Origin of the sequence: Bacillus sp. 0209A (assembly GCF_036765095.1) — a bacterium.
GTDB classification, from domain to species: Bacteria; Bacillota; Bacilli; order Bacillales; family Bacillaceae; genus Bacillus; species Bacillus subtilis_G.
Genome location: NZ_JBAIZV010000001.1, coordinates 710,409 through 736,356 on the forward strand (window position 1 = coordinate 710,409; position 25,948 = coordinate 736,356).

The following is a 25,948-nucleotide window of genomic DNA, read 5'->3' on the forward strand; positions in this document are numbered from 1 at the left end:
AACTTTTCATTGATAAAAAAAGAACCCTCTTTCAAGGATTCATGTCTGTTTCTCTGCCTGTTCTGTAAGCAGCTCATATTTTTTCAAGGTTTTATCAAACATCCGATCAAAAACGTCTGGCAAAGAGGCGCGGATCACCTCAGCTCCCTCTCCAGTAATTCCGCCTTTCGTTGCGACACGCCCCAGCGTTTCCTCGAAAGACATATTCTTTTCGATCAGCAGTTTGCCAGTACCGTATAGAGAATGAATCAGAAAATCAAAGGCTTCTTCTTTGGACAGGCTGCTGTTTCTCACCGCAGACAGCGCCAGTTCTTCGAAGACGGCAGCTATGAACCCGGGTGCCGAGCTCGTCAAATTGCTGGCGGCATCCAAATTTGATTCTTTGATTTCTCGTACACTGCTGAAAACCGATAACAATTCATTCAGACGTTCTTTTTTATCCGCTGTCAATGCCTCACTGTGAACGACAAGCGAGACGCCCGCTTCAGCTTCGGACGTTATGGCAGGAATGAAACGTGATATACCAGCCTCCGTTTCAGCCTCCAAAAGACGCAGCGGCACACCGGCGGCAATGGAAACGATATGCGTATTCCTGTTTACATACGGGTGCAGACGGCGCAGTGTTTCAATGACATGGAGCGGCGGGACACATATCAAAATCAAACCGCACGTTTCAGCCCAGTTCTCAAGCGAATCCGCCGATACATTTGGATAATCTGACATCAGCGCCTGAAGCCGCTCCCCTTTCGTTCTTGTTTCAATAAAGAGCTCATTCTCCTTGATTTGGCCATGCTTCAACATCTGCCTGGCGATCATATCGGCCATGCTGCCATATCCAATCAATCCAATCTGTTCCATCGACTCAGTCCTTTCATATACAATAAAGAGTGTACCGTTTTCAGCCCTTTTTCACAATTTCCCATAATCTTTTCATTTTTATCCCACAGTTTTTGTTTATGATAAACTCAAGTCATAAACCTATCATAATGAAATAGATTTAGTGAAAATAGAGAAACGGAGTGAACATGATGAATAACTATCGTGACGAAAACAGAACGGAAGGAAATGAGAATGAGGTCTTTCTAGCGAAAGAAAACGATCAGAGCCCCTCCTACTCAGCCCGCAATGTGATTCATGACCAGGAGAAGAAAAAACGAGGGTTCGGATGGTTCAGACCGCTGCTCGGCGGCGTGATCGGCGGCAGTCTCGCTCTCGGCATTTACACGTTTACACCGCTAGGCGACCATGATTCTCAGGACACAGCAAAACAATCATCCAGCCAGCAGGAAACGCAATCTGTTACTGCGAAAAGCACGTCCTCTGAATCTAGCAAAAGCTCGTCAGACTCAAGCAGCTCATCTGCATTCAAGAGCGAGGATTCTTCTAAAATCTCAAATATGGTGGAAGACATTTCACCGGCGATTGTCGGTATTACAAATCTTCAGGCCCAGTCCAACAGCTCTTTGTTCGGCTCTGACTCATCCAGTTCCAGCGAAGGTACAGAAAGCGGATCGGGATCGGGTGTCATTTTCAAAAAAGAGAACGGCAAGGCTTATATCATTACGAATAACCACGTCGTAGAAGGGGCGTCTTCACTGAAGGTATCTTTATATGACGGCACTGAGGCGACAGCAAAGCTGGTAGGCAGTGACTCGTTAACAGATTTAGCGGTCCTTCAAATCAGTGATGACCACGTAACAAAAGTGGCGAGCTTTGGAAATTCGTCCGATCTCAGAACAGGCGAGACCGTCATTGCGATTGGAGATCCGCTCGGAAAAGACCTGTCTCGCACAGTAACGCAAGGAATTGTAAGCGGTGTGGACCGAACGGTTTCAATGTCAACATCAGCCGGTCAAACCAGCATTAACGTGATTCAAACTGACGCAGCGATTAACCCAGGTAACAGCGGCGGTCCATTGTTAAGCACTTCCGGCAAAATTGTCGGCATTAACAGTATGAAAATCAGTGAAGATGATGTTGAGGGCATTGGATTTGCAATCCCCAGCAACGACGTAAAACCGATTGCTGAAGAATTGCTGTCTAAGGGGCAAATTGAACGTCCGTATATCGGTGTCAGTATGCTTGATTTAGAACAAGTGCCGCAAAACTACCAAGAAGGCACACTCGGCCTGTTCGGAAGCCAGCTGAATAAGGGCGTATACATCCGTGAGGTCGCTTCAGGTTCTCCTGCTGAAAAGGCCGGATTGAAAGCAGAGGATATTATCATCAGCCTGAAGGGCAAAGAAATCAATACAGGCAGTGAACTGCGCAATATCTTATATAAAGACGCAAACATCGGTGATACCGTTGAAGTGAAAATCCTCAGAAACGGCAAAGAAATGACGAAAAAAATCAAACTCGACCAAAAAGAAGAAACAACTTCTTAAGAAATAGCGCCTCAGGCCGCAAAAGCGGTCTGAGGCTTTTTATTGAACAAAAGACCTATCGCTCTATGAAACACTCTGCCTCAACATCTGACATGATACTAATCAGATGTTGAGGCATCATTTGAGAAAGCGGTATGAACATGAAAACCGTGGGATTGAGCATGATCTGGGCAGGGTCAAACTTTTCTGCGCTAAGCTTTCTCCTTCCTGAATCGACTGTCGTGGGGAATTATACTGGGTGCCAGTAGTCTATTACACATAACCGATACAGCTCTCATCATGCGTTTCTGTAAAGCCCTCCAAGATATCAGCTGACATTCAGCAAAGCCGAGGACGACTGCTTTTAGGCTTTGCCGTTTTTATTTCAGCATAACTGAACCGCAGTGAAAGTTTACAAACTCTTAGTCTCATAAAACGATCAGCGTCTGTTCCTTTGATCATCGCGCAGAACATAAAAAACCCCTGTCCGTAAAGGATAGGGGTTTCAGGTTATGACATATGCTGGTCTCTATAGAGTCTTTTATTTTCAATTCCATATGATTTCTGCACGATGTAAAGCGGCCTGTCTTTGGCTTCATCGTAGATTCTGCCGATATATTCGCCGACCATCCCTAGAATCAGAAGGACGATGCCGCTGAACAGGAGCTGGATCACAATAAGGGATGACCAGCCCGTAATCGTGCTGTCTGTGAATAGCTTCAAGTACAGCACGATAAACATATACAGAAATCCCGCACCTGACATGAACATCCCCGCGTAGCTTGCCAGTTTCAGCGGTTTGTGTGAAAATGTCGTGATGCCATCCATTGAAAGCTTGAGCATTTTCTTCAGCGGGTACTTTGTTTCTCCGGCGAGCCTTTCATCACGTACGTACTCGACCGCTGTCTGTTTGAAGCCCACCCAGCTGACGAGCCCTCTGACAAAAGGATTTTTTTCTTTTAATCTCTTCATTTCATCACAGACTTTTCTGTCCATGAGGCGGAAATCCCCTGTATCAATCGGGATATCAATATCGGTCATGCTGCTGAGAAGACGGTAAAACATAGCCGCGGTTTGTTTTTTGAAAAAGGTTTCCCCTTTTCGTTTTGTCCGCACGGCGTACACAACCTCATAGCCTTCCTTCCACTTTTCAATCATATCTAAAATCAACTCAGGAGGGTCCTGCAAATCGGCGTCAATGACGGCGATTGCATTCCCCTGTGCATAATCCATACCCGCTGTAATGGCGATCTGATGCCCAAAATTCCTTGAAAAATCAATGATTTTCACTCTCGGATCGATCAGGCTGTGCTCTCTTAAAATCTCAATACTGCAATCTTTGCTTCCATCATTGACAAAAAGCAGCTCGTAGTTTTCCTTCGTTTGATCCATGACCTCTTTTAAGCGCTGATAGGTTTCATGAATGACAAGCTCTTCGTTATACACAGGTACAACAACTGAATATTGAATATGTCTGCTCATGTTTTTTTCCTCCTATTTATCAGCATTTAGTTCGTATAATGTAGCTGACTGGTTCATTCCGCCAAGCCCGCCGCCCATTTTGCCGGTTTGGCCTGAAGCGTTGCTGTTGCTTGATGTATCAGCTGAATCAGTATCTTCTGTTTTTTGATCAGAACTTGATTGCCATTTTTCTGATGCTACTTCTTTTCCATTTTTCTCAACCCATTCAACAATGTCATTGTTTCCGCCTCTTCCCATTCCAGAAGCCAAGAAGTATTTCACTTTTCCTTCTTTTACTAGTTTTTTGAATTGAGTCAGTGTGATCGCCGGGTCAGAACCGCTGAATCCGCCAATAGCCATGACAGCTTTTTTCGTTTTAATAATATATGGCGCCGCTGTGTTCGAATCGGTTGTGACGAATAGGTATTCAGCCCCAGAGTTATTCTCCTCTAGATATTTGATCAGTTTTTCATTTACAGTCGCATCAGACATTCCCATGCCTTTTCCGCTCATTGATGCGAGCTGAGGGCCTGTTTCAGGCAGTGAACTGTTGCCACCGTACAATAGCGGTGTGCTTGCCCAATAAATCGGCATCACCAGCAATGCGAGAAGAGCTGCAAGCGAAGTATAATAACTGATCGGTTTTTGGCGCTGTTTGAACAGCAGCAAAGCAATCGCTGACAACACGCCGATAACCCCTACGCCGATACTCCATCCAACACCGATTTGATCGTTGTAGTTTCTGAGAATAAACAATTCAAATCCAGTTGTCGCAATGATTGCTCCCGGCAGAAGCCATGATGTCCAGCCTGTCTGATTGCGGTACAGATGAACAAGGGCAACCCACCCCGCACCGACAAGAGCCGCAATCGGCGGTGCCAGCATGATGAGATAATAATGATGAAAAAATTCTGCGACACTGAAGAATCCGGCAATCGGTACAAGCCACGCAACCCAGAATACCGTTTCCTTCTGCTCTATAGATAATCTTCTTCTTTCTCTCGCACCCGCGATCAGTAAGCCTGCGATTCCAAAAATCGCAAATGGCAGAAGCCAGCTGATTTGATCAGACAATTCTTGTTGGAAAAGCCGCAGCGGACCAGGTGTTCCCGTTCCGAACATTCCTGAACCTGATTGCATTTTCGAGCCGGTTCCTGCACCGCCTTCCCCTCCGTCTCCGCCAGGTCCACCCTGATCACCGTCTCCGCCGCTTGGAGGGCCTCCTTGACCGCCGCTCGGCATTTCTCCGCCGTTTGGCATTTGACCGTTGGATGGAGGTGCCGCCATATTGCCATTTGATGATTTGTCATCACTTGATGAGCTGTTGCTTGATGACTGGTTAGGCGGCGCTTGAGTTTGTGATGAATGGTTATCAGAAGACGGCATGTCTTTTGAGGCGTCTCCGGTTGATCCGCCCTGGCCGCCGCCGGAATTTTGGCCTGTCAGCCGTTGAATCCCGTTATATCCGAAAGCCAATTCCAAAACAGAGTTGGTCTGGCTGCTTCCGATATAAGGCCGCTTGCTTGCAGGGATATTGTCAACAATGAGCGGCCATGATAACGAAACAGCTGCTAATACAGCTAACGCACTTACCAAAGAAATGATTTTTTTCTTGATTGTGGCGTTTGCCGCAATCAGATAGAACAATAAGAAGGCCGGTAAAATCATATAAGCTTGAAGCATTTTTGTATTGAAGCCTATCCCAACGACGAAAAATGCCGCTAATAGCCAGATCAGCTTTCCTTTTCTGATCGCTTTAAAGAGGAGCCATGTGGCAAGCAATAAGAAAAATACCAGTAATGCATCGACATTGTTTGTTCGTGCTACAGCTACAGCAATCGGCGTACATGCCATAACAAATGAGGCAATGCGCGCCGCCGTTTTACCGAATGTCGGCTTAATCAGCAAGTACATCAGAAGGACTGAACCTATACCCGCCAATGCTTGAGGGAGAATGACGCTCCACCCGTGCATACCGAATATTAATGCGCTGATCGTTTGGATTTGGTATGTAACAGGCGGTTTATCAACTGTTATAAAGCCGGCAGCATCGAACGAAGCATAAAAGAAATGATGAAAGCTTTGCATCATACTTGTAACTGCCGCGGTGTAATAAGGATTCACCGTGTCGTCATTCCAAATGTTATAGATATTTAAAAATGCAGATGCGAGCAAAATGAGGATAAGGACGATATCCAGCTCGCGTTTTTTCTTTTCCACTTGTTTTTCACTCCTTTTTGTCTAACTTTGAAATAGTGTAACAAGCAAATATGAATAAACTATTAATAAACAAAGGCAATATTTTTGCCGAAGCCATTTTGTGCCAATCGTCCATATATACAACGGGTTTTAAGCCATTTCTCCCAACCGTCACCTGATATGTCCTGCCCAATGTTTATGCAGCCTTTATGATAATAAAAAAAGCCTCCCGGCAGCGCCGGAAGGCAAATCAATCTCAATTTAATGTATCGGTTTTAGTTTTGCTTCTATTTCAGCTCTTCGATGCTCAAGATACGGAGGAAGAGCGATCGTTTGGCCGAGCTCATCAAGGTTTTCATCAACCATAAATCCCGGTCCATCTGTTGATAACTCGAACAAAATGCCGTTCGGCTCTCTGAAATACAGCGCCTTGAAATAGTAGCGTTCAACGATGCCGGAATTGCTATAGCCCTCCCGGCTGATGATCTGATGCCACCCGGCAAGCTCTTCTTCATCTCTTACCCGAAACGCGACATGGTGAACACTTCCTTTTCCTTGGCGTTCGCGCGGAAGATCGTTTCTTTCTATTAAATGGATTTCTGTTGCAGCACCGCCTTCTCCAGATTCCAAAATGACGGCGGCTCCTTGTCCTTCGACTGTTTCACGGCTGATTTCTGTAAATCCGAGAATATTCGTCAATACGTGTAAAGTTGGTTCAGCGTACGGTACAGTCAGCTCAACCGGCCCTAACCCGCGAAACGAAAATTCTTCCGGAATACCGCTTTGTTTAACAGGCAGACCATATCCTTTTCCTTTCTCATCCGCAGTCAGCACAAGGCGCTGTCCTTCATGATCTCGGAATGCCAATATGTCACGTCCCGCTCTTTGGGTGACTCCGCTATGCGCCACCTGATGCTCTTCCAAACGTTCTTTCCAATAATGCAGGGCTTTTGTGCTTGGAACACGCAAACCAATAGAAGAAATACTGTTTGTGCCCGCATGAAACGGCGCAATGCGGGGAATCTCGAAAAACGTCAGCTCAGTTCCTGGATTTGCCACTTCATCTCCGTAGAACAGATGGTACATTGTTGGTTCATCCTGGTTGACGGATTTTTTGACGAGCTTTAATCCTAATACTTTCTTATAGAAATCTAAGTTTTTTTGTGCGTCGGCCGTTAATGCCGACACGTGGTGAATGCCGTTGACTTTCATATGCTGTCCCTCCAGGTCATTTTATCTCGATTTCGAGATATTATATCATAGTTATATATTTAGTCTTCTAATAACAAGGTATTTTATTCCCATGGGAAAGTCAACATATCAGCTTCATCGGAGGTTCGTTATTTTGCTAGGTTCTTACAGCATCCTCTATGTCAGTTGAAATCCGACCGAAAAACACGAACTTTATAACTTAAAAACCACATTTTTATTCGTTTATTAATTATTAAAGCAGGCGTTTCCATAGGTTTATCAGCCACATAGAAAGCAAATATCGAAAATCAGAAAATTTATTTTATTTCACTTTTCTAAAATAGGGTTTACAATATGTAAAAATAGATTCTTCATCATGAAGCTTCAACATCATAGGAGGTTAAGGACATGCATACTGAAGACAACGGTTTGAAAAAAGAGATAGGCCTCTTGTTTGCCCTTACTCTTGTCATCGGAACCATTATCGGTTCAGGTGTGTTTATGAAGCCTGGCGCTGTGCTCGCTTATTCGGGTGATTCAAAGACAGCGCTATTCGCCTGGCTGTTGGGCGGTATTTTAACACTGGCGGGCGGTTTGACAATCGCGGAAATCGGAACGCAGATTCCGAAAACCGGCGGGCTCTATACGTACCTTGAAGAAGTGTACGGAGAGTTTTGGGGGTTTTTGTGCGGCTGGGTGCAGATTATCATTTACGGTCCGGCGATTATCGGCGCGCTGGGTTTATATTTTGGATCTTTAATGGCGAATCTTTTCGGCTGGGGATCTGGACTATCAAAAGGAATCGGAATTATAGCCGTTCTCTTTTTATGCATCATTAATATTATCGGTACAAAATACGGCGGCTTTGTCCAAACGCTGACAACGATCGGCAAGCTGATTCCGATTGCATGCATCATCATCTTCGGTCTTTGGAAAGGCGATCAGCACATCTTTACAGCAGTAAACGAAAGCATTTCCGATATGAATTTCGGAGCAGCCATCTTGGCTACACTGTTTGCTTACGACGGATGGATTCTTCTGGCCGCTCTCGGCGGAGAAATGAAAAATCCCGAAAAGCTGCTGCCACGCGCAATGACTGGCGGATTATTAATCGTAACAGCCATCTATATTTTCATTAATTTTGCATTGCTTCACATCCTGTCTGCGAACGAAATAGTCACACTTGGTGAAAATGCGACAAGCACTGCTGCGACCATGCTGTTCGGTTCAGTTGGCGGAAAGCTGATCAGTGTCGGGATTATTGTCAGTATCTTCGGCTGCTTAAACGGAAAGATCCTTTCTTTCCCGCGGGTGTCCTACGCGATGGCGGAACGCAAACAGCTTCCATTTGCTGAAAAACTGTCACATGTGCATCCGACGTTCCGCACACCATGGATTGCGATTACCTTCCAGATTGCTGTGTCTTTGATTATGATGCTGATCAGCAACCCTGATAAGCTCTCGGAAATCTCTATTTTCATGATCTACATTTTTTATGTAATGGCCTTTTTTGCGGTGTTTATCCTCCGCAAGCGAACAAAGGGAGAAAAGCGCGCCTACAGTGTTCCGCTTTACCCATTCATGCCGATTTTGGCAATCGCGGGCTCATTCTTTGTGTTAGGAAGCACACTGATTACAGATACAATGAGCTGTGGATTATCAATCCTCATCGGCCTTGCCGGACTGCCTGTTTATTACTGGATGAAAAAACGAAAAGCTAGCTGATAAAACGGTTCCCTTGTTTTGGGAACCGTTTTTGGGTGAAACAGAAGAAAAAAGTTGACAGGAAAAACACAACTTTTGATATACTTTTTACGTTAAGCAGAAGGATTTTGCTAACTTGGGTCGTTTTTTTGTACCGAAGCAGGCCATGATAAGGAGACATGATTTACCGAAAAAGTCAAGCCGCGTTTTTTTCGACTTTTCCTGTTTTTTTTCGACAAAAGGCTATATAATAATTTGATGTGTGCATTGTCTCATTCAAACTATGGAGGGTTTTTAATGATAAGAAGAAAAAAAGATAAGTTCTCACTCCTTTTAACAGAAATCGCAAAGAATATAGACGAAACTGCCGAATATTTTGTGAACTTTAAGGTCACAAACCAAACGACGCTTAAAGAATTCGCAGATACGTTAAAGGAATATGAAACAAAAGGTGACAATCATGTTCATGTCATGATTAAAGAGCTTAACAAAGCGTTCATCACTCCTATTGAACGCGAAGATATCCTTCAGCTGACAAACAGTCTGGATGATGTGCTTGACGGAATCGAGCATTTCTCTGCCATGATGGAGATTTTTTCAATTACTTCATCAGACGAGCATATCGATAAATTCAGCGGATACATCAGAGAATGTGCAAAAGAAATTTTGATTACAATTGAGCTGCTGGCAGAAAACCGCTTAAAGGATATTCAGCCTCACGCGATCAAAATTAAAGAATATGAGCACAGCTGTGACAACCTGCACAGAAAGTCATTAAAGAATCTTTTCGGAAATGAAACAGATCCGATCAAAGTGATTCAATACCGTGAAATTTACGAAACGCTTGAAGAAATTGCCGACTCTTGCCAAAGTGTTGCCAATAATCTTGAAACCATCATTATGAAAAACGCGTAACGAGGGGTAAAAATGGATATTCTATTCATATTAACGATACTAATAGTCATTTGTGCTCTGGTGTTTGATTTCATCAACGGGTTTCATGATACGGCGAACGCAATTGCCACTTCGGTATCCACAAAAGCGCTGAAACCGCGTCACGCCATTATCATGGCGGCTGTGATGAACTTTATCGGGGCAATGACATTTACAGGTGTTGCAAAAACCATTACGAAAGACATCGTGGACCCTTATACACTGGAAAATGGTTCAGTTGTCATTTTGGCTGCGCTACTCGCTGCGATTGCCTGGAACCTGATCACATGGTACTACGGCATTCCAAGCAGCTCATCTCATGCCATCATTGGAGCTATTGCCGGTGCAGCTATTGCCGCAGCCGGATTTGCTGCGTTAAATTATAAGGGCTTCATCAAAATTATTGAAGCACTGATCTTATCACCCATTATTGCCTTTGTTCTTGGTTTTATTCTTTACAGCATCGTTAAGCTGATTTTCAAAGACAGCAATTTGTCGAAAACGAACAAGCAGTTCCGCAGAGTGCAAATTGTAACAGCTGCCCTGCAATCGTATACACACGGAACAAACGATGCGCAAAAAGCAATGGGAATTATCACAATGGCTCTCATCACAGCGAATTTACATACTTCTGCTAATGTCATTCCAACCTGGGTGCAATTCGCCTGCGCGACAGCCATGGGTCTTGGAACTTCAATCGGCGGCTGGAAAATCATCAAAACCGTTGGCGGAAAGATCATGAAAATCCGTCCGGTAAACGGTGTTTCTGCTGACTTAACCGGGGCAGCCATTATTTTCGGCGCCACATTTATACATTTGCCGGTCAGCACAACCCACGTCATTTCTTCATCTATCCTTGGCGTCGGTGCGTCACACCGGGTAAAAGGCGTAAACTGGGGTACAGCTAAACGTATGCTCGTGACATGGGTCATCACGCTTCCGATTTCAGCGACACTCGGTGCCATCGCCTACTTTATTTTAAATATGATCTTTTAATGTCACACCGCTTCTGTCAAAGGAGCGGTTTTTTTGATGGAACAGGAAAATCAGCCGCATCTCTCGAATACAATAAGCAGAACCTATTTCAGATGTGAGGGATTCATGTATGCTTTTATTCTTTCAGATCATGGTCTGGTGCATCATGGCCGGATTAGGCTTATACGTGTACGCCACGTGGCGTTTCGAAGCGAAGGTCAAAGAAAAAATGTCCGCCATCCGGAAAACATGGTACTTGCTGTTTGTTTTGGGTGCTATGATATACTGGACATATGAGCCCTTTTCCCTGTTTACCGACTGGGAACGGTATCTCATTGTCGCTGTCAGTTTCGCTTTAATTGACGCTTTCATCTTCTTAAGTGCATACGTCAAAAAACTGGCCGGCAGCGAACTCGAAACCGACACAAGAGAAATCCTCGAAGAAAACAACGAAATGCTTCACATGTATCTCGATCGGCTGAAAACATACCAATACCTATTGAAAAACGAACCGATCCACGTTTATTATGGAAGTATAGATGCATATGCTGAAGGTATTGATAAGCTGCTGAAAGCCTATGCCGATAAAATGAACTTAACGGCCTCACTTTGTCACTATTCGACACAGGCCGATAAGGACCGATTAACCGAGCATATGGACGATCCGGCAGACGTGCAGACACGGCTCGATCGAAAGGATGTTTATTACGACCAATACGGAAAAGTGGTTCTCATCCCATTTACCATCGAGACACAGAGCTACGTCATCAAGCTGACGTCTGACAGCATTGTCACGGAATTTGATTATTTGCTTTTCACATCATTAACGAGCATATATGATTTAGTTCTGCCAATTGAGGAGGAAGGTGAAGGATAATGGAACGCGCGTTTCAAAACGGATGCGAGCCCCGGGCGGCAAAACCGTCAAAGATCCTGAAAAAACGTTCAACCACCAGTGTCGCAAGCTATCAAGTCAGCCCGCATACAGCAAGAATCTTCAAAGAAAACGAACGGCTGATTGACGAGTATAAACGAAAAAAAGCATGATCACACTAAAAGGACAAGGGAAAACAGCTCTTGTCCTTATTCCTTTTCTTAAAGGGTTACATATACTAAAACAAACAGAGGATATTGTCAGGTGATACAGTGAAAAAATTGGTGAGGCGTGTGAAGTTTGTTGATTACGGAAGGTTTGGCCTTTCCGAGTATTCGCTTCGGGTTCGGGAGCGCAGTGCAGGTATATTAAAAAAGTTGAAGAAGAAAAAATAAATCCCGGAAACTCCGGGATTTTTTGCTGCGATTAGCTTAATTGCGCTGCGATCTTTGCTTTAGTCGCCGGCCCGTAAATACCGTCGGCCGCTAAACCGTTAACAGACTGAAAACGCGCAACCGCATCAGCAGTTTTCGGTCCGTAAATGCCATCAATTCCGTTATTGGCAGCTCCTTTATCAGGGTAAAAATAGAGAGCGGCCAGTGCTCGCTGTACCTGAAAGACATGTTCGCCTGAGGCGTAAGGTGTTGTCAGTTTGATTATTCCGTCCGGGAGCGGATAGATCTCGGGCTCTTCAGCGTATGATGACGCACTTACAATTAGCACTTGACCGACCTGAATGAGATTCGGATCTTCGATATTGTTCCACTCTTGCAGCTGGGCAACAGTCACACCGAACGCTCTCGCTATGGATGTTAGCGTATCACCCTGTTTCACGACATAGGTTTGGCTCGCGCCTCCCCCAATCCCAGCTTTAAACGTATCCCATATATTCAACAGCTGGCGCGGACATTCCTTCCCTGACCAATACTTATGAGGGACGACATTGGCGAGAATGATATTGTGCTCAGCCATTAATATTTTAATAAGCCACTGGGCATTTGCTGTTGCTTGAGCGAAATCTCCATCGGCATTTTCACAAATTTCAATCCCAATAGAAGCCCGGTTGCCGCTGCCGTTTCCGTCTCCCGCATGCCAGCCGTTTTCATTTAATGGCAGATGCTGATAAATGTCTGTATCATCAACAGTAAAATGCCAGCTAGTCGCCGTATCAGGATTTTTCAAATAGCGGGCATGTGCTTCGGCATCCGCTCCGGGTGCAGTGTTCGCTGTATTATGCACTGTAATGTAGAACGGTGTCATGAGGTAGCCTGGACGGTTATTTGCACCGACTGGAATAAAGTCTTGAATGATGTTAACCATATGATCTCTCCTTATTTCATCAGATTATTTTCCTTTAACAAGTCACGCTGTTTTTTCCCTTTTTCTGTTACATAGTTGTTTTTAAACCAAGCGGCAACTGTTGTCCCTATTGTAAAAATGAGAGATCCGGCAGAATAAAGAGCATCAGCAAGCTGATTGACCTGCTCCTCTCGAATGTCCAATGGTGATTTGCCAAACATCAACATGGTTTGGTTAATGAATGCAACCAAAAGAAGCACCGTCCTGATGACCGTGCCTTTGTCGTACGTTTTCATAAAAATCCCCCTAATGCTGCAGCAGGTTGTACATAATGGCGATGGCTCCGCCAATGATCCCTGTGCATACTGCCGTAATGATGGCACCTGTGATGGTGCGTTTAATCCACGTTGTATTTTCATCAATTTTGTTTAACTTCTCGTTCAGCGTCATGATTTGCTGGTCTTGCCGGTCTGACACGCGTTCTAATACGGAAACCCGCTGCTCTAGCGCTTTTTGCTCACCTTTCATGTCTGTTAAATCCTGTTGGAACACATTAACATCTAACTCTTGCTGCATCACTCACTCCTCCTTTACATGCGGATCACCTCCCTTCCGAGGGCCGAAATGGTTATGAAATCGCGGTTCCTTTTACCGAAAGAGATCCGCCGGTGATACTGGCGATCTCCATGATGATCTCCTTAAACCCTTTAATCTCAAAGGCCCACGCCTCAGCTTTCCCTAACGTTCCCGAGGCAGAGGACGCATCATCAGATTTCACGCCTCTGATCGGAAGTTTCTGTCCTGACAACGATTTACCCCAAAATTTCACCTCACTCGTTTCCGCTGTGCCGTATACTTCAACGAGTAAATGCGCGGCACCGTTCACAGGTAAAGCAGCACCTTCGCCGGCGGAATCGGCATTTTCATGAAAGACACAATCAACCGTGTTGCGGGCTTTTACTTTCAGCAATCCATCGTCTGTCTGAATCGTCGAAAAGTCAATCTGCAAAGGGGCTTTTTCACTTACACGCACATCCATTTCTCCCGCCCCGACTGATTGGTAGACTGCAAATTCCGATTGCTGAAGGTTCCCGTTCACATAACGGAAGCGATAATAGCGTTTAGAGAGATACACCCAGTCCGTCTCCGTCAGGACACCGGCTGCGGCATTAACTGCTGCTGTCGTTGTCCAAACATTATTGTTGTCGCTTTCTTCAACAAAGAGCGTGCCTTCGCGATCTGCATACGCCCAGCCCTTTACTTTCGAAATCAGAACCGCGCCCAGCCTGTCTTGCCCGAGCTGACTGTATGCCTCAGTCGCCTTTAAGGCAGCGTTTGTTAAAATCTCCGCGACACCTGACAAGTTCGCAACAGGTGTCACAAAATCATTTTTTCCTCCTCTGTAGGGCTTTACAGCTCCAGCTTTTCCAGTCTTATCGAGAGGAAACTCATATTGATACTTCACCATCTTCATCCTCCTTTTGATCTAAAAACAGGCAAAATAAAAAAGCCTTACATGGCTTTACCGGTAATGCCTTTATACTGATCAGGGGTAATCAGCTTTTTGTTCACACCCTCTGCCAGATCCTCAATTGAACAGTCTTGATATGCGATAGCCTGTTTCACCATCTCCGCTGTCGCCCACTCAAAATGCAAGGCAAGCACCCAATAATTCATTCAGCATGATCTCCTTTCAAGGAAAGTAATGAAAGCTTAATATCTGACAGCTCGCTCCCCAATGTTTTGTTCAGTTCTTCAAGCTGCTTGCGAGCCAGCTTTTCCTGCGACAATTCCTGAGCGAGAAGCTCCACCTGATTAGGCGGCTCGTACGGCGGGTTTTTTTGTGACTCCTCCCACCAAGATTCGAGCTCTTTTTGGGTTGGGATTGGGGCGCGCAGGTTCCATTCAGCTATATAAGACCCTTCCCCGTCATTTTGAACGATAAAATCTTTTGTTGGATCTGTATTGGGATATTTATACATGATTGCTTCTGCGATCATCATTTTTCCTCCTATACTTATACTGTAGGATAGTTAAGCCCTCCAATTTCTTGAATGTTTATAAAATTGTATGCCTCGTTATAATCGGATACACCTCTTCTATCACTACCACCATAGTTGCAATAGCAATAGATCTCTATATAATCACCTTTGTTCATAGGAACGGTTACATAACCATTTAAGCCAAGGTACATTTCATTTTGCTTATCAACAAAATCCCCTCTCTTATGGTCAACCGGTTTATACAATGATCCATTTAGATAGAGTTTCAAATGAAAATTGATGTATGCCGGTGTATTTATCATATACAGCCCAACTCCCACTAAAAACATTCCATCATTAGGAGCAACGAATCTACTATTTTTTGTATCAAAAGCATTGTGACTATCTTTTATTTTGCGATTAAACTGAATTTTTGTATGAGCTGCTTTATCAAGATACTGAATCCCGGTAGTTCCTATATTCGCATGAGCGAATCCAGAAATTTTATGCCAAGCTGTCCAGCCGGAACCACTCCACCAGTGCCGTATCCATGTGCCAGTATTATCAAAATAACTGTTAGATTCATTTCCAGTCCCATAAAAATATTGAGCAAATCTATAATCATGATATTTCTCATTTTTTATGATTCCGTAACCAAGTGGATAACCCGTAGTATTTCCTTGACCAACATCCATTAATGTTAGCCCCCGAGGATATTCATCTCCTCCAGTTCTTGCATCTTGAATTGCATTAGAGCCTGTAAGTATGGTTAATTTTTGATTCGTATAATTTGTGTCAACATAGTTTTTAGCCTCAGCTAAGGATTTATCTGCTTTGTTCTGAGCGCTTGCCTCAGTCTCAATCTTATTCCATCCTTTAAACACGCCATCTGTATGAATCGTTGCCATCCAAAAGGTTCCGTCATAACTTCTAGATGCCAAAATTGTTTTTCGCCCCCCGCCTCCTGTTTCGATAACATCATAGTTATACCAAGATCCATCCCCTAAAACAGGATTGTTTGTTATAACACTCCCCACTGCATAATAAAAGCCAGAGGGTAGCGTTAATAAGTCAGTTCCATCTGGGATTTTAGTTCGGTAGCCCTGAGTATCAGTTAATTTATATAGTTGTGCATGATTCCATTTGTCCTTATCAGATTTTGTTACGTGGATATCTGTTTTATTGGCATGTGCATCTATTTTCTTTTGAGACCCTTCTGTAGTTTCAGATTCAATCCATGCCGTCCATGTTGCAGAATCATTTTTTCTAATTCTAAAAAAAGATTGCTCTCCCTTAAATCCGTCATAAGCTATTTGAACAAGTGTGTTTTTATAGCTCATCACAAGAAGAAAGCACCTGTTTAGGCCCGGACCGTTCAGGCCGTCGTTGTATATCAAATACATACCGGTATCGGTTAAATCATTATAATCTGTGATTTCGGTTACGCTCTTGTAGAAGACTCTTCCATCATCGTCTGATATCTTACTTAACTGCGCATTATTCCACTTTGACCTTTCAGCAGCAGTAATGTGTATCGTGTCATCATTAACATGCTGATCAAAATCCTTCTTCGCCGCCTGCTGCACGTTATCCACATTCCCCAGCCCGACTTGCGCCTTTGTTGTGTTGTGCGGGTTGTTCATGTCGTTTTTGTGGGCGGCGAGGTCTGTGTGGGCGTCTTTTATGCCTTTTTCCCAGCGGTTGACGTCGTCTTCGTTGATCGGGTCGTCGGGGAGCCAGTCTGTTTTTTCTTCGTATGCCATGTTTACACCACCTCAAAAGTAAATCTGAAATCGAGTGTTCTGTTTTCACTGACGTCCAGGTCTGTTTTTCTCTCTGTGATCACATTGCCCAGCTCGTCAAAAATTTGTACCGTTTCGATATGCTTGATGTCTTCCTCACGTTTTGTCAAGACGGTGACTGTCGCTCCGTCAATAGTGAGTTCTACTATTTCTGTTTTTTGTCCGTTCAGCAGCACGTGATCAATTCTGCTTTTTAGATCTGCCGCTGTACGTTCTCTGTATATGGTTGAAATCAAGTTAAGACCACCTCATTGTTGTTAAGGGTGACAGAATAACCGAGCTTCAGCTCACTGGCTGTTCGGTATCTGCGGTGATTCAGGATGACTGTATCTTTGATTTGAAGCGTTTCGTTCAATCCGCCTCTGAGCGTATACGCCAAATGAGCGGGCTTCATGTTTTCTATCGTTTCGATCAGCTCATTCATGTGCTGAAGGTCATCAACATTGATATCCACGTTAAATCGGTATTCGCCGGGCAGCAGGCGGACCTGTGCAGATGGTTTTTTTAAGAAACGATTGACCGCCTGCTCAATGGCCTTGTAGGTGATTGGCGGAATGTTCGATATTTTTGAAATGAGACGCAACCGTCTGATCTCATCCGTATCACCTGATTCCCGCGGGACGTTTAGAATTTTTTCCCAGCGGCTTAGCCCCCATGTCGCTGTCGGCACGAATAGCTGATCGGTCAGATCAAAGATGCTGTGATTCTGTTGATCAAACTCAGGCGCTTCCGCTTTCAGCAGCTCAGCCATTTCTTTCAGGCTGGTGAGAAACGGCGGCAGATACGCTGTCATGTCATCAAGTTTGCTCAATGATCTTCACCTGCCCAAGCTTAGGAATTTCCACGTCGCTCAGTACCAGATTTTCTGAGGTGCCATTGATTTTTATGTTGGAATAATCACTGACTGACGGTGAATTATAGACGATATTGTTAATTTGAGAAAGGCGGATGACGTTGTCTTCGAACGCCATTTTCTTAAAGAGGTTTAGAACGCCCTCTTCAATTTCCGACTTCACTTCATCAATTGAGTGATTGATCTCAGGCAGCACTTCGGCCGAAATCTCAACATCCTTCCAGACCGCACTTTCCACTGTGACATAGGCTCCAATTGGCGCCTGTCCTTCCCCCTGTCCTGGTTCAGGGTCGATATAGTCTTTCACTTTTTGAATCAAGATATCGGAAGCCGGCTCGAGATTCACATTCGTAACGACAATTTTGACCGTGCCGTCTCCCTTCCAAAGCGGAAAGATTTTTGCTTTTCCAATACCGTCCACTTCTTCAGCCCACTCTTTATAGTGCATTTTGTTAGCGCTGACAGCCTCGCGCCGAACCCTTGTAAAATACCGTTCTCTTAAGCTGTCGTCTCCTTCTTCCTCGCGTCCCGGGATCAGGATTTCTTTGATAATGGCTGTTTCTAATCCAGGAATGGTATCAAGTGAAAGTAGATTGCGTCCGGTCAAATTGGCATTACCCGCTTCACCTGGTGTTTCGCAGATGAGCGTCCCATCTGCCGTATATTGAAAATAAAGATGATCCACATAAAAGCGGGAGCCCGCAGGAATGGTAACTCCAGATGTAAACTCTCCCGCTCTGACCGCCTTTGTCGCAGCTGTCCGTTCAATCCCCGCTTCCGCTGCACGCCGGTCTAAAAATTCGCCTTGGGCGGTATCAGAAAAGACCAGCTCAAGCACGGTGTCCAGCCATATATATGACTTCGCAAGCTCGGCTGCCGCCGGAGCTAACGCATTATAAATGACGCTGCCTTCTCTTGTGTCAATATCTGCGGAAATGCTGTTGAGCATGCGTTCCATAATCTCTTCAAAGGTCTGCTCCTCAAACATCTTCACCAATCACCTCCTCAATCTCAAGCGCCCCTTCATCTGTCTCCACCACAAAGGAAACATGAAACGCATCGCCTTGTTTTTCTATCTCAAAATCTGTTACAGCAGATATCCGGTCGTCATAAATCAGTGCTTCTTCTATCAGCCTCGGAATCTCCATTTTTTTATAGGCATCAGTCGTCTCATGATCTGTCAGCACGTCCTGAAGCTCATTTCCGACATTATGGCTGTATACGGAATACGCATATCGTTCTGTTTGTAAGGCGATATACACGAATTGTCTGATCGCTTCAAGCCCGGTAATCAGCTCATTTGTAATTCTTCCGTTTTCAAAATCTATTTTGTATGTTTGCGAGGTTTCAATAACGTCACTTTCATCCTCAAAATCCTCAAACTCCACTTCTGGTGTCAGGGCCATGATGCCCACTCCTTTTTGACAAGCTAAATAAAAAACCCCTTCGTGCTGAAGGTTTGTCTATACTTTATCTAAAATAAAAAACGATTGACCGCCAGTCAGAGCCGCGGTCATGACGCGATCCCCCGGCTCGAGTGCATCGTCTCCTCCGGACTTCATCCGTTTTGGGATGATGAGGGCGTCAGCCGGTATGATCAGTTTGCTGTTTTCTTTTAATTTGATTTCAACAGGAGAAACCGAAACCACCTCAGCCGGGAGCAGCTCCACCGGAGACTCAGCGTCAACTGCGCCGACGGCCAAATGTTTAATAGCCTCACTCAATCTCATCAGGAAACTCCTTCCGGCATGGTGTTCTTTTCGACAACATCAATGGTCATCGTATGTTTCGTTCCTTTAAACTCGTGCCGGTCCGTATCTACCCAATAGGTCTTCTTGATCCCGGCCTCCGGAATGGAAATATAGACAGGCAAGCCGCTCTGCACTACTGGAATGCCGACTGCCTGAATATTTTTCAGTTCTTTTTTGACGCCCTTTTTTTCAGCAAGGCGCACATCTGCCCGCTGCTGAAGCTGAGCTTGGTTGATATCATCTGTGACCGTCTCCGTATACTGAAGCACGCCGTATTTGTTTAAGCCTGAACTGTCCTTGGCAGACGCTTTATATGTCTTCTTGTCTTTCTGCCGGCGGAGCACAACCCGTGTTGCAGTGTCGTTTATGGAAGTGCTGTATTGGTAACCCGTGATATTGACGCCCGTTTCCAACACCCATACCTCTGACGGATCTGGCCAAGCACGCAGACCGAGCTTTCCTTTTTCTGAATACAGCTGATAATGCCGCCCAGTCTGGCTTTTCGTCTGTTTCAGCGCTTTTAAGATGATGTCATATAAGGTTGTATCATTTTTTATGACAAGGCTTTTGATCGTATGGCCTGTGTTCGCAATTGAGGTTGTCGGTATTTGAAAATCATTGGCGATCCGCCTGATCATCTGGTCGGCCCGCTGATTGGAAAACACGTACACATCTTGGTTTTTGACTAGGTATTGGAGCATATCATACGCACTGAAGGCAAGCGTATGCTCGTCCGGTGTTCTTGCAAAAACAATGCCGCGAAAAAGCTCTTTTCCCTTCCACTTAAACAAGACTGTATCTCCCTCAGTAACGCTGTAATACGTCTGGTCGCCCTGTTTGATGACGATGGTCGCTTCTATAGAGCGAGGCGCCTGATAACGGTGGCCTTCCAGCGATACGCTTTCCGCCACTAGCTCAAGCCACTCTGTGTCTTTAATGACAAACAGTTCTATCATCATACATCACCTGTTTCATTGCGGTATCTTTAATTTTTGGCCGGGAAAAATCCAGTGCCCCGGCTGCCTGATATTCCGTTTGCTTCGTTTGATCATTGCGGTTTTATTGGCGTTCCATATTTTGCGCCATTGCGTGCTGTTCCCATAAAACCTGCCGGCAATGTCCCACAGCGTATCTCCCTTTTTCACGGTGTAGGTTTTTGGAGACGCCTTCGACGGGCGCTTTGCCTTTGTTTTTTTCTTCTGTTTGATTTTTCGTGGGGAAGCGGTTTTGTATTCTTTCAGGACGATATCAAAATCCCTATCTCCTATCTCGTTGTCCCCTTCACTGTATTTAAGGCTTTCAATGCTGCATGTCATATTGATTTTTGTTCCCGTAATTAAAAATTGGACAGGCTTTTTAGCCTTCATCCATTTTTCAATTTTCGAAATGGCATTCTCAGGTGACGGGAGATTTTGATATTCAGCTATCGGTATATACTTTTTTGGAAAAAAAGAAGAAAATGAAATTTCTTTCGCTCCAGGTTCTTCAATAAACGTTATTTCTCCCAGCCCTGTTATCTTTACTGAGTCATTCTGCACACTATTCGCTATATCCAACGTTTCAGGAAGAACAGGAAACCGCAGCTTTTCCTTCCCCTGTGATATCCAAAATTCATAAACAGACTTAGTCAAAAGCTACGACCCCCTTTGTTCCGGTGTTCATGTCTTTTTGTAATTCATCAAGTAATGCCTGCTTAATTTTTGCTACCAGGCTGTCAGCGTCCTGTCCATTATGGAAATGCTGATCACCATTAAACTCAATCTTAATTTCTTTCGTTCCGGCCGTTTGTATCGTTTGCCGGGTTCCAGAGGTAACGGCTGAAACTTGTCCTGAGGAAAGCTCAGACTGCTGGGATTGAGACGGATCTGTCACTTCCATCCCGAGAGCTTGCGCCGCTTTCTGAAGGAGGTAGCGGCCGCGGATGCCCCGCTCCTCCGGAATGATCCATTCCCGCTTGTTTCCTTCACCGACACGGGCGATTTGCTCTTTTGTAATCAGTCCGCCGTTGGCATAACCGACATACGGACCGCCACGTTTCAAGCTTTTAATACCAGGTACATTGTCAATTGAGCCGTATCTGCTTTTGATATATCCTATAGCGGCAGCAGCGTTGTGAATCGGATTTTTAATGTTACCCATACCCGGTGCTTTATGAGCATTGAATGTGGTCGGAACTGTCTGCATGAGACCTTGCGATGGATTCCCCGCCTTCGCGTTACTATCCCACAGGTTAATAGAGTTAGGGTTACCTCCTGATTCATACTGAGCAATCGTCATCAAACCTGAAAGCCAGCTCAATGGTGTTTTTGTGGCCATCATTGCAGCCATAAGCCACTGTTTCACATTTCCACCTGCTGCACCCATTCCGGAATATGCAGCAGCCAGTGAACCAGCTTGCTTTTCAGCATATTTTTTCACATCTACAGAATCCAGACCTTTTACAACACCAACAGAGGCAAAACGCCCCAAGCTCATCATGACACGAGAAGGTGAATGGATATCTAACTCTTCACGAAAAGCTTTCTCAACTTTTTTCGCTAGTTCTTTGGCAGCTTCATGAACGTCACTTGCCTTTGAAGTCATACCTGAAACAAAATTCCCGATCATTCCGGTTCCCCAGCCGTTTGATGATTCTTTAGACTTCAAAAACGGCTTATTCACATGAGTATTTACATACTGATCAGTACCAGTCTGGGAACTATTTTGTCCGGAAGTAAACCCTTTGATCGTACCGGTTCCCCATGAAGAGGATTTATTCACAGTGTTCTGGAATGGTGTTTTGACTTTCGTCTGCAGGAAGCCATCTGTTCCGGTCGCTGTACTGTTTTGACCCTTGGAATACCCGCTCACCATTTGTTTTCCGTAATTTGGTGAAGAAGAAATCATTTGCGTAAATGGCGTATTGATGTTTTTCTTTTTCCAGTCTTCAATATTGACCGGCTGATCGCTGATGCCTTTGCCAATGCCTTCTGAAAATTGCTGTCCGAGTGCGGACGCTTGGCCTGTAAGATTTGCAGTGTCCATTGATGGAGAAGCTGATCCTGATAACGGGCTGGCAGCTGCTCCTCCTGAGAGAGATACCGAACTTCCACCAGAAGACGAAGCGGCTCCCATGTCGTCTACGACTTGCATACCGAGTTTAGACGCCGCTTGTGAAAGAAGCATTTTGCCACGGCCTCGGTTGTTATCGACAGGGATAACAAATTCCTTGCCGGCTTCACCGATCCAAGAGATGGTTGGTTTAGTGATGTAGCCGCCTGTGGCATTTTTATCCGGATCTTTACCTTTATCCGGATCTCCGCCGCCGGTTACAAAATTGATCACTTTGCTAGCTACGCCGCCAGCTTTATCCCAAATTTTCTTCACCCAGCCGAACGCTTTAGAAAAAGCATCTGAGATGGCTTCTCCAACCTTTGCAAGAGGTTCTTGGATATTCTTTTTAAACCAGCCGCTCAGACCCTTCCATATCTTCTTGACGGCATCTATTGCTTTTTGGAAAGCGTCAGAAATTCCCTTACCTACATCTGAGACTGTATTTTTGACCGGGTTCCAAACTGTATTCATGAACCATCCCGATACTGTACTGAAAACACTCTTAATCTTATTCCAAGCACCAGTCATTTTATCCCAGATTGTGGTTGCCGCTCCGATAACAGCGGATTTGACTGGCCCCCACACATTGCTCATAAACCAGGAAGCAACTGCACTGAACACATTTTTAATCGTCGTCCATGCACCTACAATTTTAGACCAAATGGCTGTAGCCACACCGACAACCGCAGAGGACACAGGCGTCCAGACATTGTCCATAAACCATGTTGATACGGTACTAAAAATGGTTTGTATCGTTGTCCATGCGTTTACGATGTTTGACCATATATTTGTAGCAACACCCACAACCGCGGATGATACAGGTGTCCAAACATTGTCCATAAACCATGTTGATACAGTGCCCCAAGTACCCTGAATGGCTGACCACGCATTTTGCGCCCCCTCTTTAATGCTGTTCCATGTATCATTTAGAGCGCCATCATCAATTGCCTTACCTAAACTTTCTCCGCCGAAAGATCCTGCAATTCCTCCTATTGCACCGCCAATCACTGTCCCGACTCCCGGAACAACGCTTCCAATTGCCGCTCCGGCTGCTGCTCCTGCCAAACCTCCGCCGGCTGAACCTACTTTTTCACCGGCATTATCCTTATTGATTCCGGCTAAGTCAGTAAGAGACAAGATTTCGCCTAGTCCTGGGATTCCTTTCGCGGCTCCTTTTAAGCCCTTCAGTCCGCCCTTCAAACCTTTTGAACCTCCCAATGATTTCAGAAGACCTGAAAATCCTTTGCCTGATGCGCCTTTAGCTGCTTTTGCGGATTTCGGCGTATTCACAGAATTTGTTTTATTGCCTTTCGTTGATGAACCGTTTCTGTTTTTGACTTTTTTGCTTTTGCCTGTACTGATTCCGGCACAGCAGCATCCGCAAGCCCCGCCCCATTTTCCGCCTGACTTCTTCGCTTTAGAACCTGACGCTTTTTTGTTCATAGAAGGTTTTTTAGTGCGGTTTGAGTTGTTAGAAGTTGCGTTCTTTGTATTGGCTTTTGAGGCTTTTTGTTTCCCTTTGCTTCCGTTGGATTTGCCCCCAAGCAGTCCTCCAAAATCCAGATTTCCCAGTTTTTCAACAATGCCTTTTATAATCTTTTCAAAAAACTCCCCCGCCTTTTCAATAATTTTATCAGGGCTGAATTTCTCAAATTTTTTCGCGATTTTGGAGACAATGTTATCAACAAACTTTTCGGCTTTATTGGCGATTTTATCCGGGTTCAGAAAATTGAACTTTTCTGAAATTTTGTCAACAATATTTGTTACAAAGTCTTCTGCTTTAGTAATAATGGCTTCAGGACTGAATTTACTTACGACATCATCCACTTTTTTCATAAAGGACTCTGCAAACTTATCCAGTTCATTAAAAATCGTTTCCGGACTGAATTTGCTTACGATATCATCTACTTTTTTCATAAAGGACTCTGTAAATTTGTCCAGCTGCTTAAAAATGGCTTCAGGGCTGAATTTACTTACAATATCATCTACCTTTTTCATAAAGGACTCTGTAAATTTGTCCAGTTGCTTAAAAATGGCTTCAGGGCTGAATTTACTTGCGATTTCGTCTACTTTTTTCATAAATGAGCCTGTAAACTTATCCAGCTGTTTAAAAATGGTTTCAGGACTGAATTTACTTGCGATTGCATCTACTTTCTTCATAAAAGAGCCTGTAAACTTATCCAGCTGTTTTAGAATCGTTTCCGGGCTGAACTTTGTTGCAATCGCATCCACCTTACTCATAAATGATGTGGTGAACTTATCCAGTTGTGCCACAATTGTTTCCGGGCTGAACTTCGTTGCGATTGCATCCGCTTTTCCCATAAATGATGTTGTGAACTTATCCAGTTGTGCCACAATTGTCTCCGGGCTGAACTTTGTCGCAATTGCATCCATCTTACTCATGAATGATGTTGTAAACTTGTCGAGCTCAGTCAAAATCGTTTCCGGGCTGAATTTTGTCGCAATCGCATCCACCTTATTCATGAACGATGTTGTAAATTTATCCAGCTCTGTTAAGATTGTTTCTGGGCTGAATTTTGTAGCGATGTCATCCACTTTTTCCATGAATGATGCAGCAAATTTGTCCAGTGCTGTCAAAATCGGTTCTGGATCAAACATGCTTGCAATACCACCGGCATTTCCTCCGGCTGAAGGAGCTGCTTTATCGGCTGAACCTGAGATTCCCATACTGTCAATTCTTTTCTGCAAGGAATCCAGCTTATCTGACACCTTGTCATTAATAGCCAGCTCGAATTTGTTGTCTTTTCCTGTTAAGGCATCAATGCCGGCTGAAATACGGCCGACTGTTTTCATGACGTGATCAATCACACGTATCGTAACAGAGTAACCATTTTGAAGTGCGGTTTCCATATAACGCTTTATTTTTTGCACAGCCGGCGAAACTTGATCTTCTGCACTCAGTGTGATCGTAAAGCCTTTAAAACCTGCAACGAGCTTTCTTAATCGTTCAAACCTTGCTGTTGCTTGATCACTAGCAGAGATTTTAATAGATATGGATGACGGCAATCCCTGCAATTGAGTTTGAATCTGCTGAATGACAGTGCTGGCGTTATCCTCAGCTGAAATGGAAATCATTTGAGAACCCAGCTTTTTCTTTAGAGATTTTTGTATGCGGTCAATCGTTCTTAATATGGTTTTACTATCTTTTCGTATATCGATAGCGCTTTTTCGCTGCGCCATTTTTCTATATTTTTCAAGTGCCCGAAATCCATTTTGAATTCTTCTTAACTTTTTGCTTACACGGTCTTCCATATCAAATCTTGCTGTCAGCTTTGCCAATTACGATACCCCTCCTTTCTTTGCTTGTTTTTCAAGGAGATCCAGCTTATAGCCAATCAGCCCATTCAACAGCGCCTTAAAGTTTCGGGGCGCTTCATACAGTTCTAATAAATCTGATGGAGAATAATGAAGCTCGTGCATCGCATAATAGAGATACACGGCTTC

The 25,948-nt window shown here is 44.4% G+C and carries 28 protein-coding genes; 7 read left to right on the forward strand and 21 right to left on the reverse strand.

Annotated features, from left to right (window positions below; genetic code table 11):
• Positions 1-39 precede the first annotated feature (39 nt).
• A complete protein-coding gene (gene proG, locus V6D44_RS02940; protein WP_087990918.1) occupies positions 40-858 on the reverse strand; it encodes a pyrroline-5-carboxylate reductase ProG in 819 nt (272 codons plus the stop codon).
• 170 nt (positions 859-1,028) lie between these two features.
• Here proG and htrA point away from each other — a divergent pair, with 170 nt between their 5' ends.
• Positions 1,029-2,387 (forward strand): serine protease HtrA, encoded by a 1,359-nt coding sequence (gene htrA, locus V6D44_RS02945; protein WP_087990917.1) that lies wholly within the window; start codon positions 1,029-1,031, stop codon positions 2,385-2,387.
• Between the two features lie 489 nt (positions 2,388-2,876).
• Here the strand turns inward: htrA and V6D44_RS02950 are convergent, their stop codons facing one another.
• The 4 genes from V6D44_RS02950 to V6D44_RS02965 all read right to left on the reverse strand — a co-directional run bounded on the left by V6D44_RS02950 (position 2,877) and on the right by V6D44_RS02965 (position 7,238).
• Positions 2,877-3,848 carry a glycosyltransferase family 2 protein gene (locus V6D44_RS02950; RefSeq protein ID WP_087990916.1) on the reverse strand — a complete coding sequence of 324 codons (972 nt, stop codon included), beginning with the start codon at positions 3,846-3,848 and terminating at the stop codon, positions 2,877-2,879.
• A 12-nt stretch (positions 3,849-3,860) separates the two neighbouring features.
• Positions 3,861-6,047, reverse strand: coding sequence for a glycosyltransferase family 39 protein (locus V6D44_RS02955; RefSeq protein ID WP_333516254.1), 2,187 nt, complete (start codon positions 6,045-6,047; stop codon positions 3,861-3,863).
• A 7-nt stretch (positions 6,048-6,054) separates the two neighbouring features.
• Positions 6,055-6,201, reverse strand: a complete 147-nt coding sequence (locus tag V6D44_RS02960; protein WP_202328563.1) for a hypothetical protein — start codon at positions 6,199-6,201, stop codon at positions 6,055-6,057.
• 86 nt (positions 6,202-6,287) lie between these two features.
• Positions 6,288-7,238, reverse strand: a complete 951-nt coding sequence (locus tag V6D44_RS02965; protein WP_253269029.1) for a ring-cleaving dioxygenase — start codon at positions 7,236-7,238, stop codon at positions 6,288-6,290.
• 387 nt (positions 7,239-7,625) lie between these two features.
• On the opposite strand from V6D44_RS02965, the gene steT reads away from it, so the two are divergent.
• The 6 genes from steT (at position 7,626) to spoIISC (ending at position 12,098) form a co-directional block, all read left to right on the forward strand.
• Positions 7,626-8,942, forward strand: coding sequence for a serine/threonine exchanger (gene steT, locus V6D44_RS02970; RefSeq protein ID WP_253269028.1), 1,317 nt, complete (start codon positions 7,626-7,628; stop codon positions 8,940-8,942).
• 276 nt (positions 8,943-9,218) lie between these two features.
• Positions 9,219-9,836 (forward strand): DUF47 domain-containing protein, encoded by a 618-nt coding sequence (locus V6D44_RS02975; protein WP_003218470.1) that lies wholly within the window; start codon positions 9,219-9,221, stop codon positions 9,834-9,836.
• Between the two features lie 12 nt (positions 9,837-9,848).
• Positions 9,849-10,850 (forward strand): inorganic phosphate transporter, encoded by a 1,002-nt coding sequence (locus V6D44_RS02980; RefSeq protein ID WP_148963834.1) that lies wholly within the window; start codon positions 9,849-9,851, stop codon positions 10,848-10,850.
• Positions 10,851-10,959: 109 nt separating this feature from the next.
• Entirely contained in the window at positions 10,960-11,706 is a 747-nt protein-coding gene (spoIISA, locus tag V6D44_RS02985; RefSeq protein WP_148963835.1) for a toxin-antitoxin-antitoxin system toxin SpoIISA, read from the forward strand.
• Positions 11,706-11,876: a three component toxin-antitoxin-antitoxin system antitoxin SpoIISB gene (gene spoIISB, locus V6D44_RS02990; RefSeq protein ID WP_010330434.1), complete on the forward strand. Its 171-nt coding sequence runs from the start codon at positions 11,706-11,708 to the stop codon at positions 11,874-11,876. The genes spoIISA and spoIISB overlap by 1 nt, the downstream gene beginning before the upstream one ends.
• Before the next feature lie 84 nt (positions 11,877-11,960).
• On the forward strand, positions 11,961-12,098 hold the full coding sequence (gene spoIISC / locus V6D44_RS02995) for a three component toxin-antitoxin-antitoxin system antitoxin SpoIISC (protein WP_253269027.1): 138 nt from the start codon (positions 11,961-11,963) through the stop codon (positions 12,096-12,098).
• Positions 12,099-12,129: 31 nt separating this feature from the next.
• Here the strand turns inward: spoIISC and V6D44_RS03000 are convergent, their stop codons facing one another.
• From V6D44_RS03000 to V6D44_RS03075, 16 genes are read right to left on the reverse strand one after another with little or no spacing between them, the layout of a single operon-like run.
• Positions 12,130-13,023: an N-acetylmuramoyl-L-alanine amidase gene (locus V6D44_RS03000; RefSeq protein ID WP_253269026.1), complete on the reverse strand. Its 894-nt coding sequence runs from the start codon at positions 13,021-13,023 to the stop codon at positions 12,130-12,132.
• A gap of 11 nt (positions 13,024-13,034) precedes the next feature.
• Positions 13,035-13,298, reverse strand: a complete 264-nt coding sequence (locus V6D44_RS03005; RefSeq protein WP_087990908.1) for a phage holin — start codon at positions 13,296-13,298, stop codon at positions 13,035-13,037.
• 10 nt (positions 13,299-13,308) lie between these two features.
• Entirely contained in the window at positions 13,309-13,578 is a 270-nt protein-coding gene (locus tag V6D44_RS03010) for a hemolysin XhlA family protein (RefSeq protein ID WP_087990907.1), read from the reverse strand.
• Between the two features lie 52 nt (positions 13,579-13,630).
• Positions 13,631-14,470 carry a phage-like element PBSX protein XepA gene (xepA, locus tag V6D44_RS03015; protein WP_087990906.1) on the reverse strand — a complete coding sequence of 280 codons (840 nt, stop codon included), beginning with the start codon at positions 14,468-14,470 and terminating at the stop codon, positions 13,631-13,633.
• Between the two features lie 44 nt (positions 14,471-14,514).
• Entirely contained in the window at positions 14,515-14,679 is a 165-nt protein-coding gene (locus V6D44_RS03020; RefSeq protein WP_087990905.1) for an XkdX family protein, read from the reverse strand.
• Entirely contained in the window at positions 14,676-15,005 is a 330-nt protein-coding gene (locus V6D44_RS03025; RefSeq protein WP_087990904.1) for an XkdW family protein, read from the reverse strand. The genes V6D44_RS03020 and V6D44_RS03025 overlap by 4 nt, the downstream gene beginning before the upstream one ends.
• 14 nt (positions 15,006-15,019) lie before the next feature.
• Positions 15,020-16,747, reverse strand: a complete 1,728-nt coding sequence (locus tag V6D44_RS03030) for a pyocin knob domain-containing protein (protein ID WP_087990903.1) — start codon at positions 16,745-16,747, stop codon at positions 15,020-15,022.
• Between the two features lie 2 nt (positions 16,748-16,749).
• On the reverse strand, positions 16,750-17,022 hold the full coding sequence (locus tag V6D44_RS03035) for a hypothetical protein (RefSeq protein WP_010330427.1): 273 nt from the start codon (positions 17,020-17,022) through the stop codon (positions 16,750-16,752).
• Positions 17,019-17,597 (reverse strand): YmfQ family protein, encoded by a 579-nt coding sequence (locus tag V6D44_RS03040; protein ID WP_333516255.1) that lies wholly within the window; start codon positions 17,595-17,597, stop codon positions 17,019-17,021. The genes V6D44_RS03035 and V6D44_RS03040 overlap by 4 nt, the downstream gene beginning before the upstream one ends.
• Positions 17,584-18,627: a baseplate J/gp47 family protein gene (locus tag V6D44_RS03045; protein ID WP_333516299.1), complete on the reverse strand. Its 1,044-nt coding sequence runs from the start codon at positions 18,625-18,627 to the stop codon at positions 17,584-17,586. The genes V6D44_RS03040 and V6D44_RS03045 overlap by 14 nt, the downstream gene beginning before the upstream one ends.
• Positions 18,620-19,045: a DUF2634 domain-containing protein gene (locus V6D44_RS03050; RefSeq protein WP_087990900.1), complete on the reverse strand. Its 426-nt coding sequence runs from the start codon at positions 19,043-19,045 to the stop codon at positions 18,620-18,622. Before V6D44_RS03050 ends, V6D44_RS03045 begins: the two co-directional genes overlap by 8 nt.
• 57 nt (positions 19,046-19,102) lie before the next feature.
• Positions 19,103-19,369 carry a DUF2577 family protein gene (locus V6D44_RS03055; protein WP_087990899.1) on the reverse strand — a complete coding sequence of 89 codons (267 nt, stop codon included), beginning with the start codon at positions 19,367-19,369 and terminating at the stop codon, positions 19,103-19,105.
• A complete protein-coding gene (locus tag V6D44_RS03060; protein WP_333516300.1) occupies positions 19,369-20,346 on the reverse strand; it encodes an XkdQ/YqbQ family protein in 978 nt (325 codons plus the stop codon). Before V6D44_RS03060 ends, V6D44_RS03055 begins: the two co-directional genes overlap by 1 nt.
• A gap of 15 nt (positions 20,347-20,361) precedes the next feature.
• Positions 20,362-21,021, reverse strand: a complete 660-nt coding sequence (locus V6D44_RS03065; protein WP_202328560.1) for a LysM peptidoglycan-binding domain-containing protein — start codon at positions 21,019-21,021, stop codon at positions 20,362-20,364.
• Entirely contained in the window at positions 21,014-25,783 is a 4,770-nt protein-coding gene (locus V6D44_RS03070) for a transglycosylase SLT domain-containing protein (RefSeq protein ID WP_333516256.1), read from the reverse strand. Before V6D44_RS03070 ends, V6D44_RS03065 begins: the two co-directional genes overlap by 8 nt.
• Complete coding sequence (locus tag V6D44_RS03075; RefSeq protein WP_202328635.1) at positions 25,784-25,924, reverse strand: hypothetical protein; 141 nt, start codon at positions 25,922-25,924, stop codon at positions 25,784-25,786.
• Positions 25,925-25,948 lie beyond the last annotated feature (24 nt).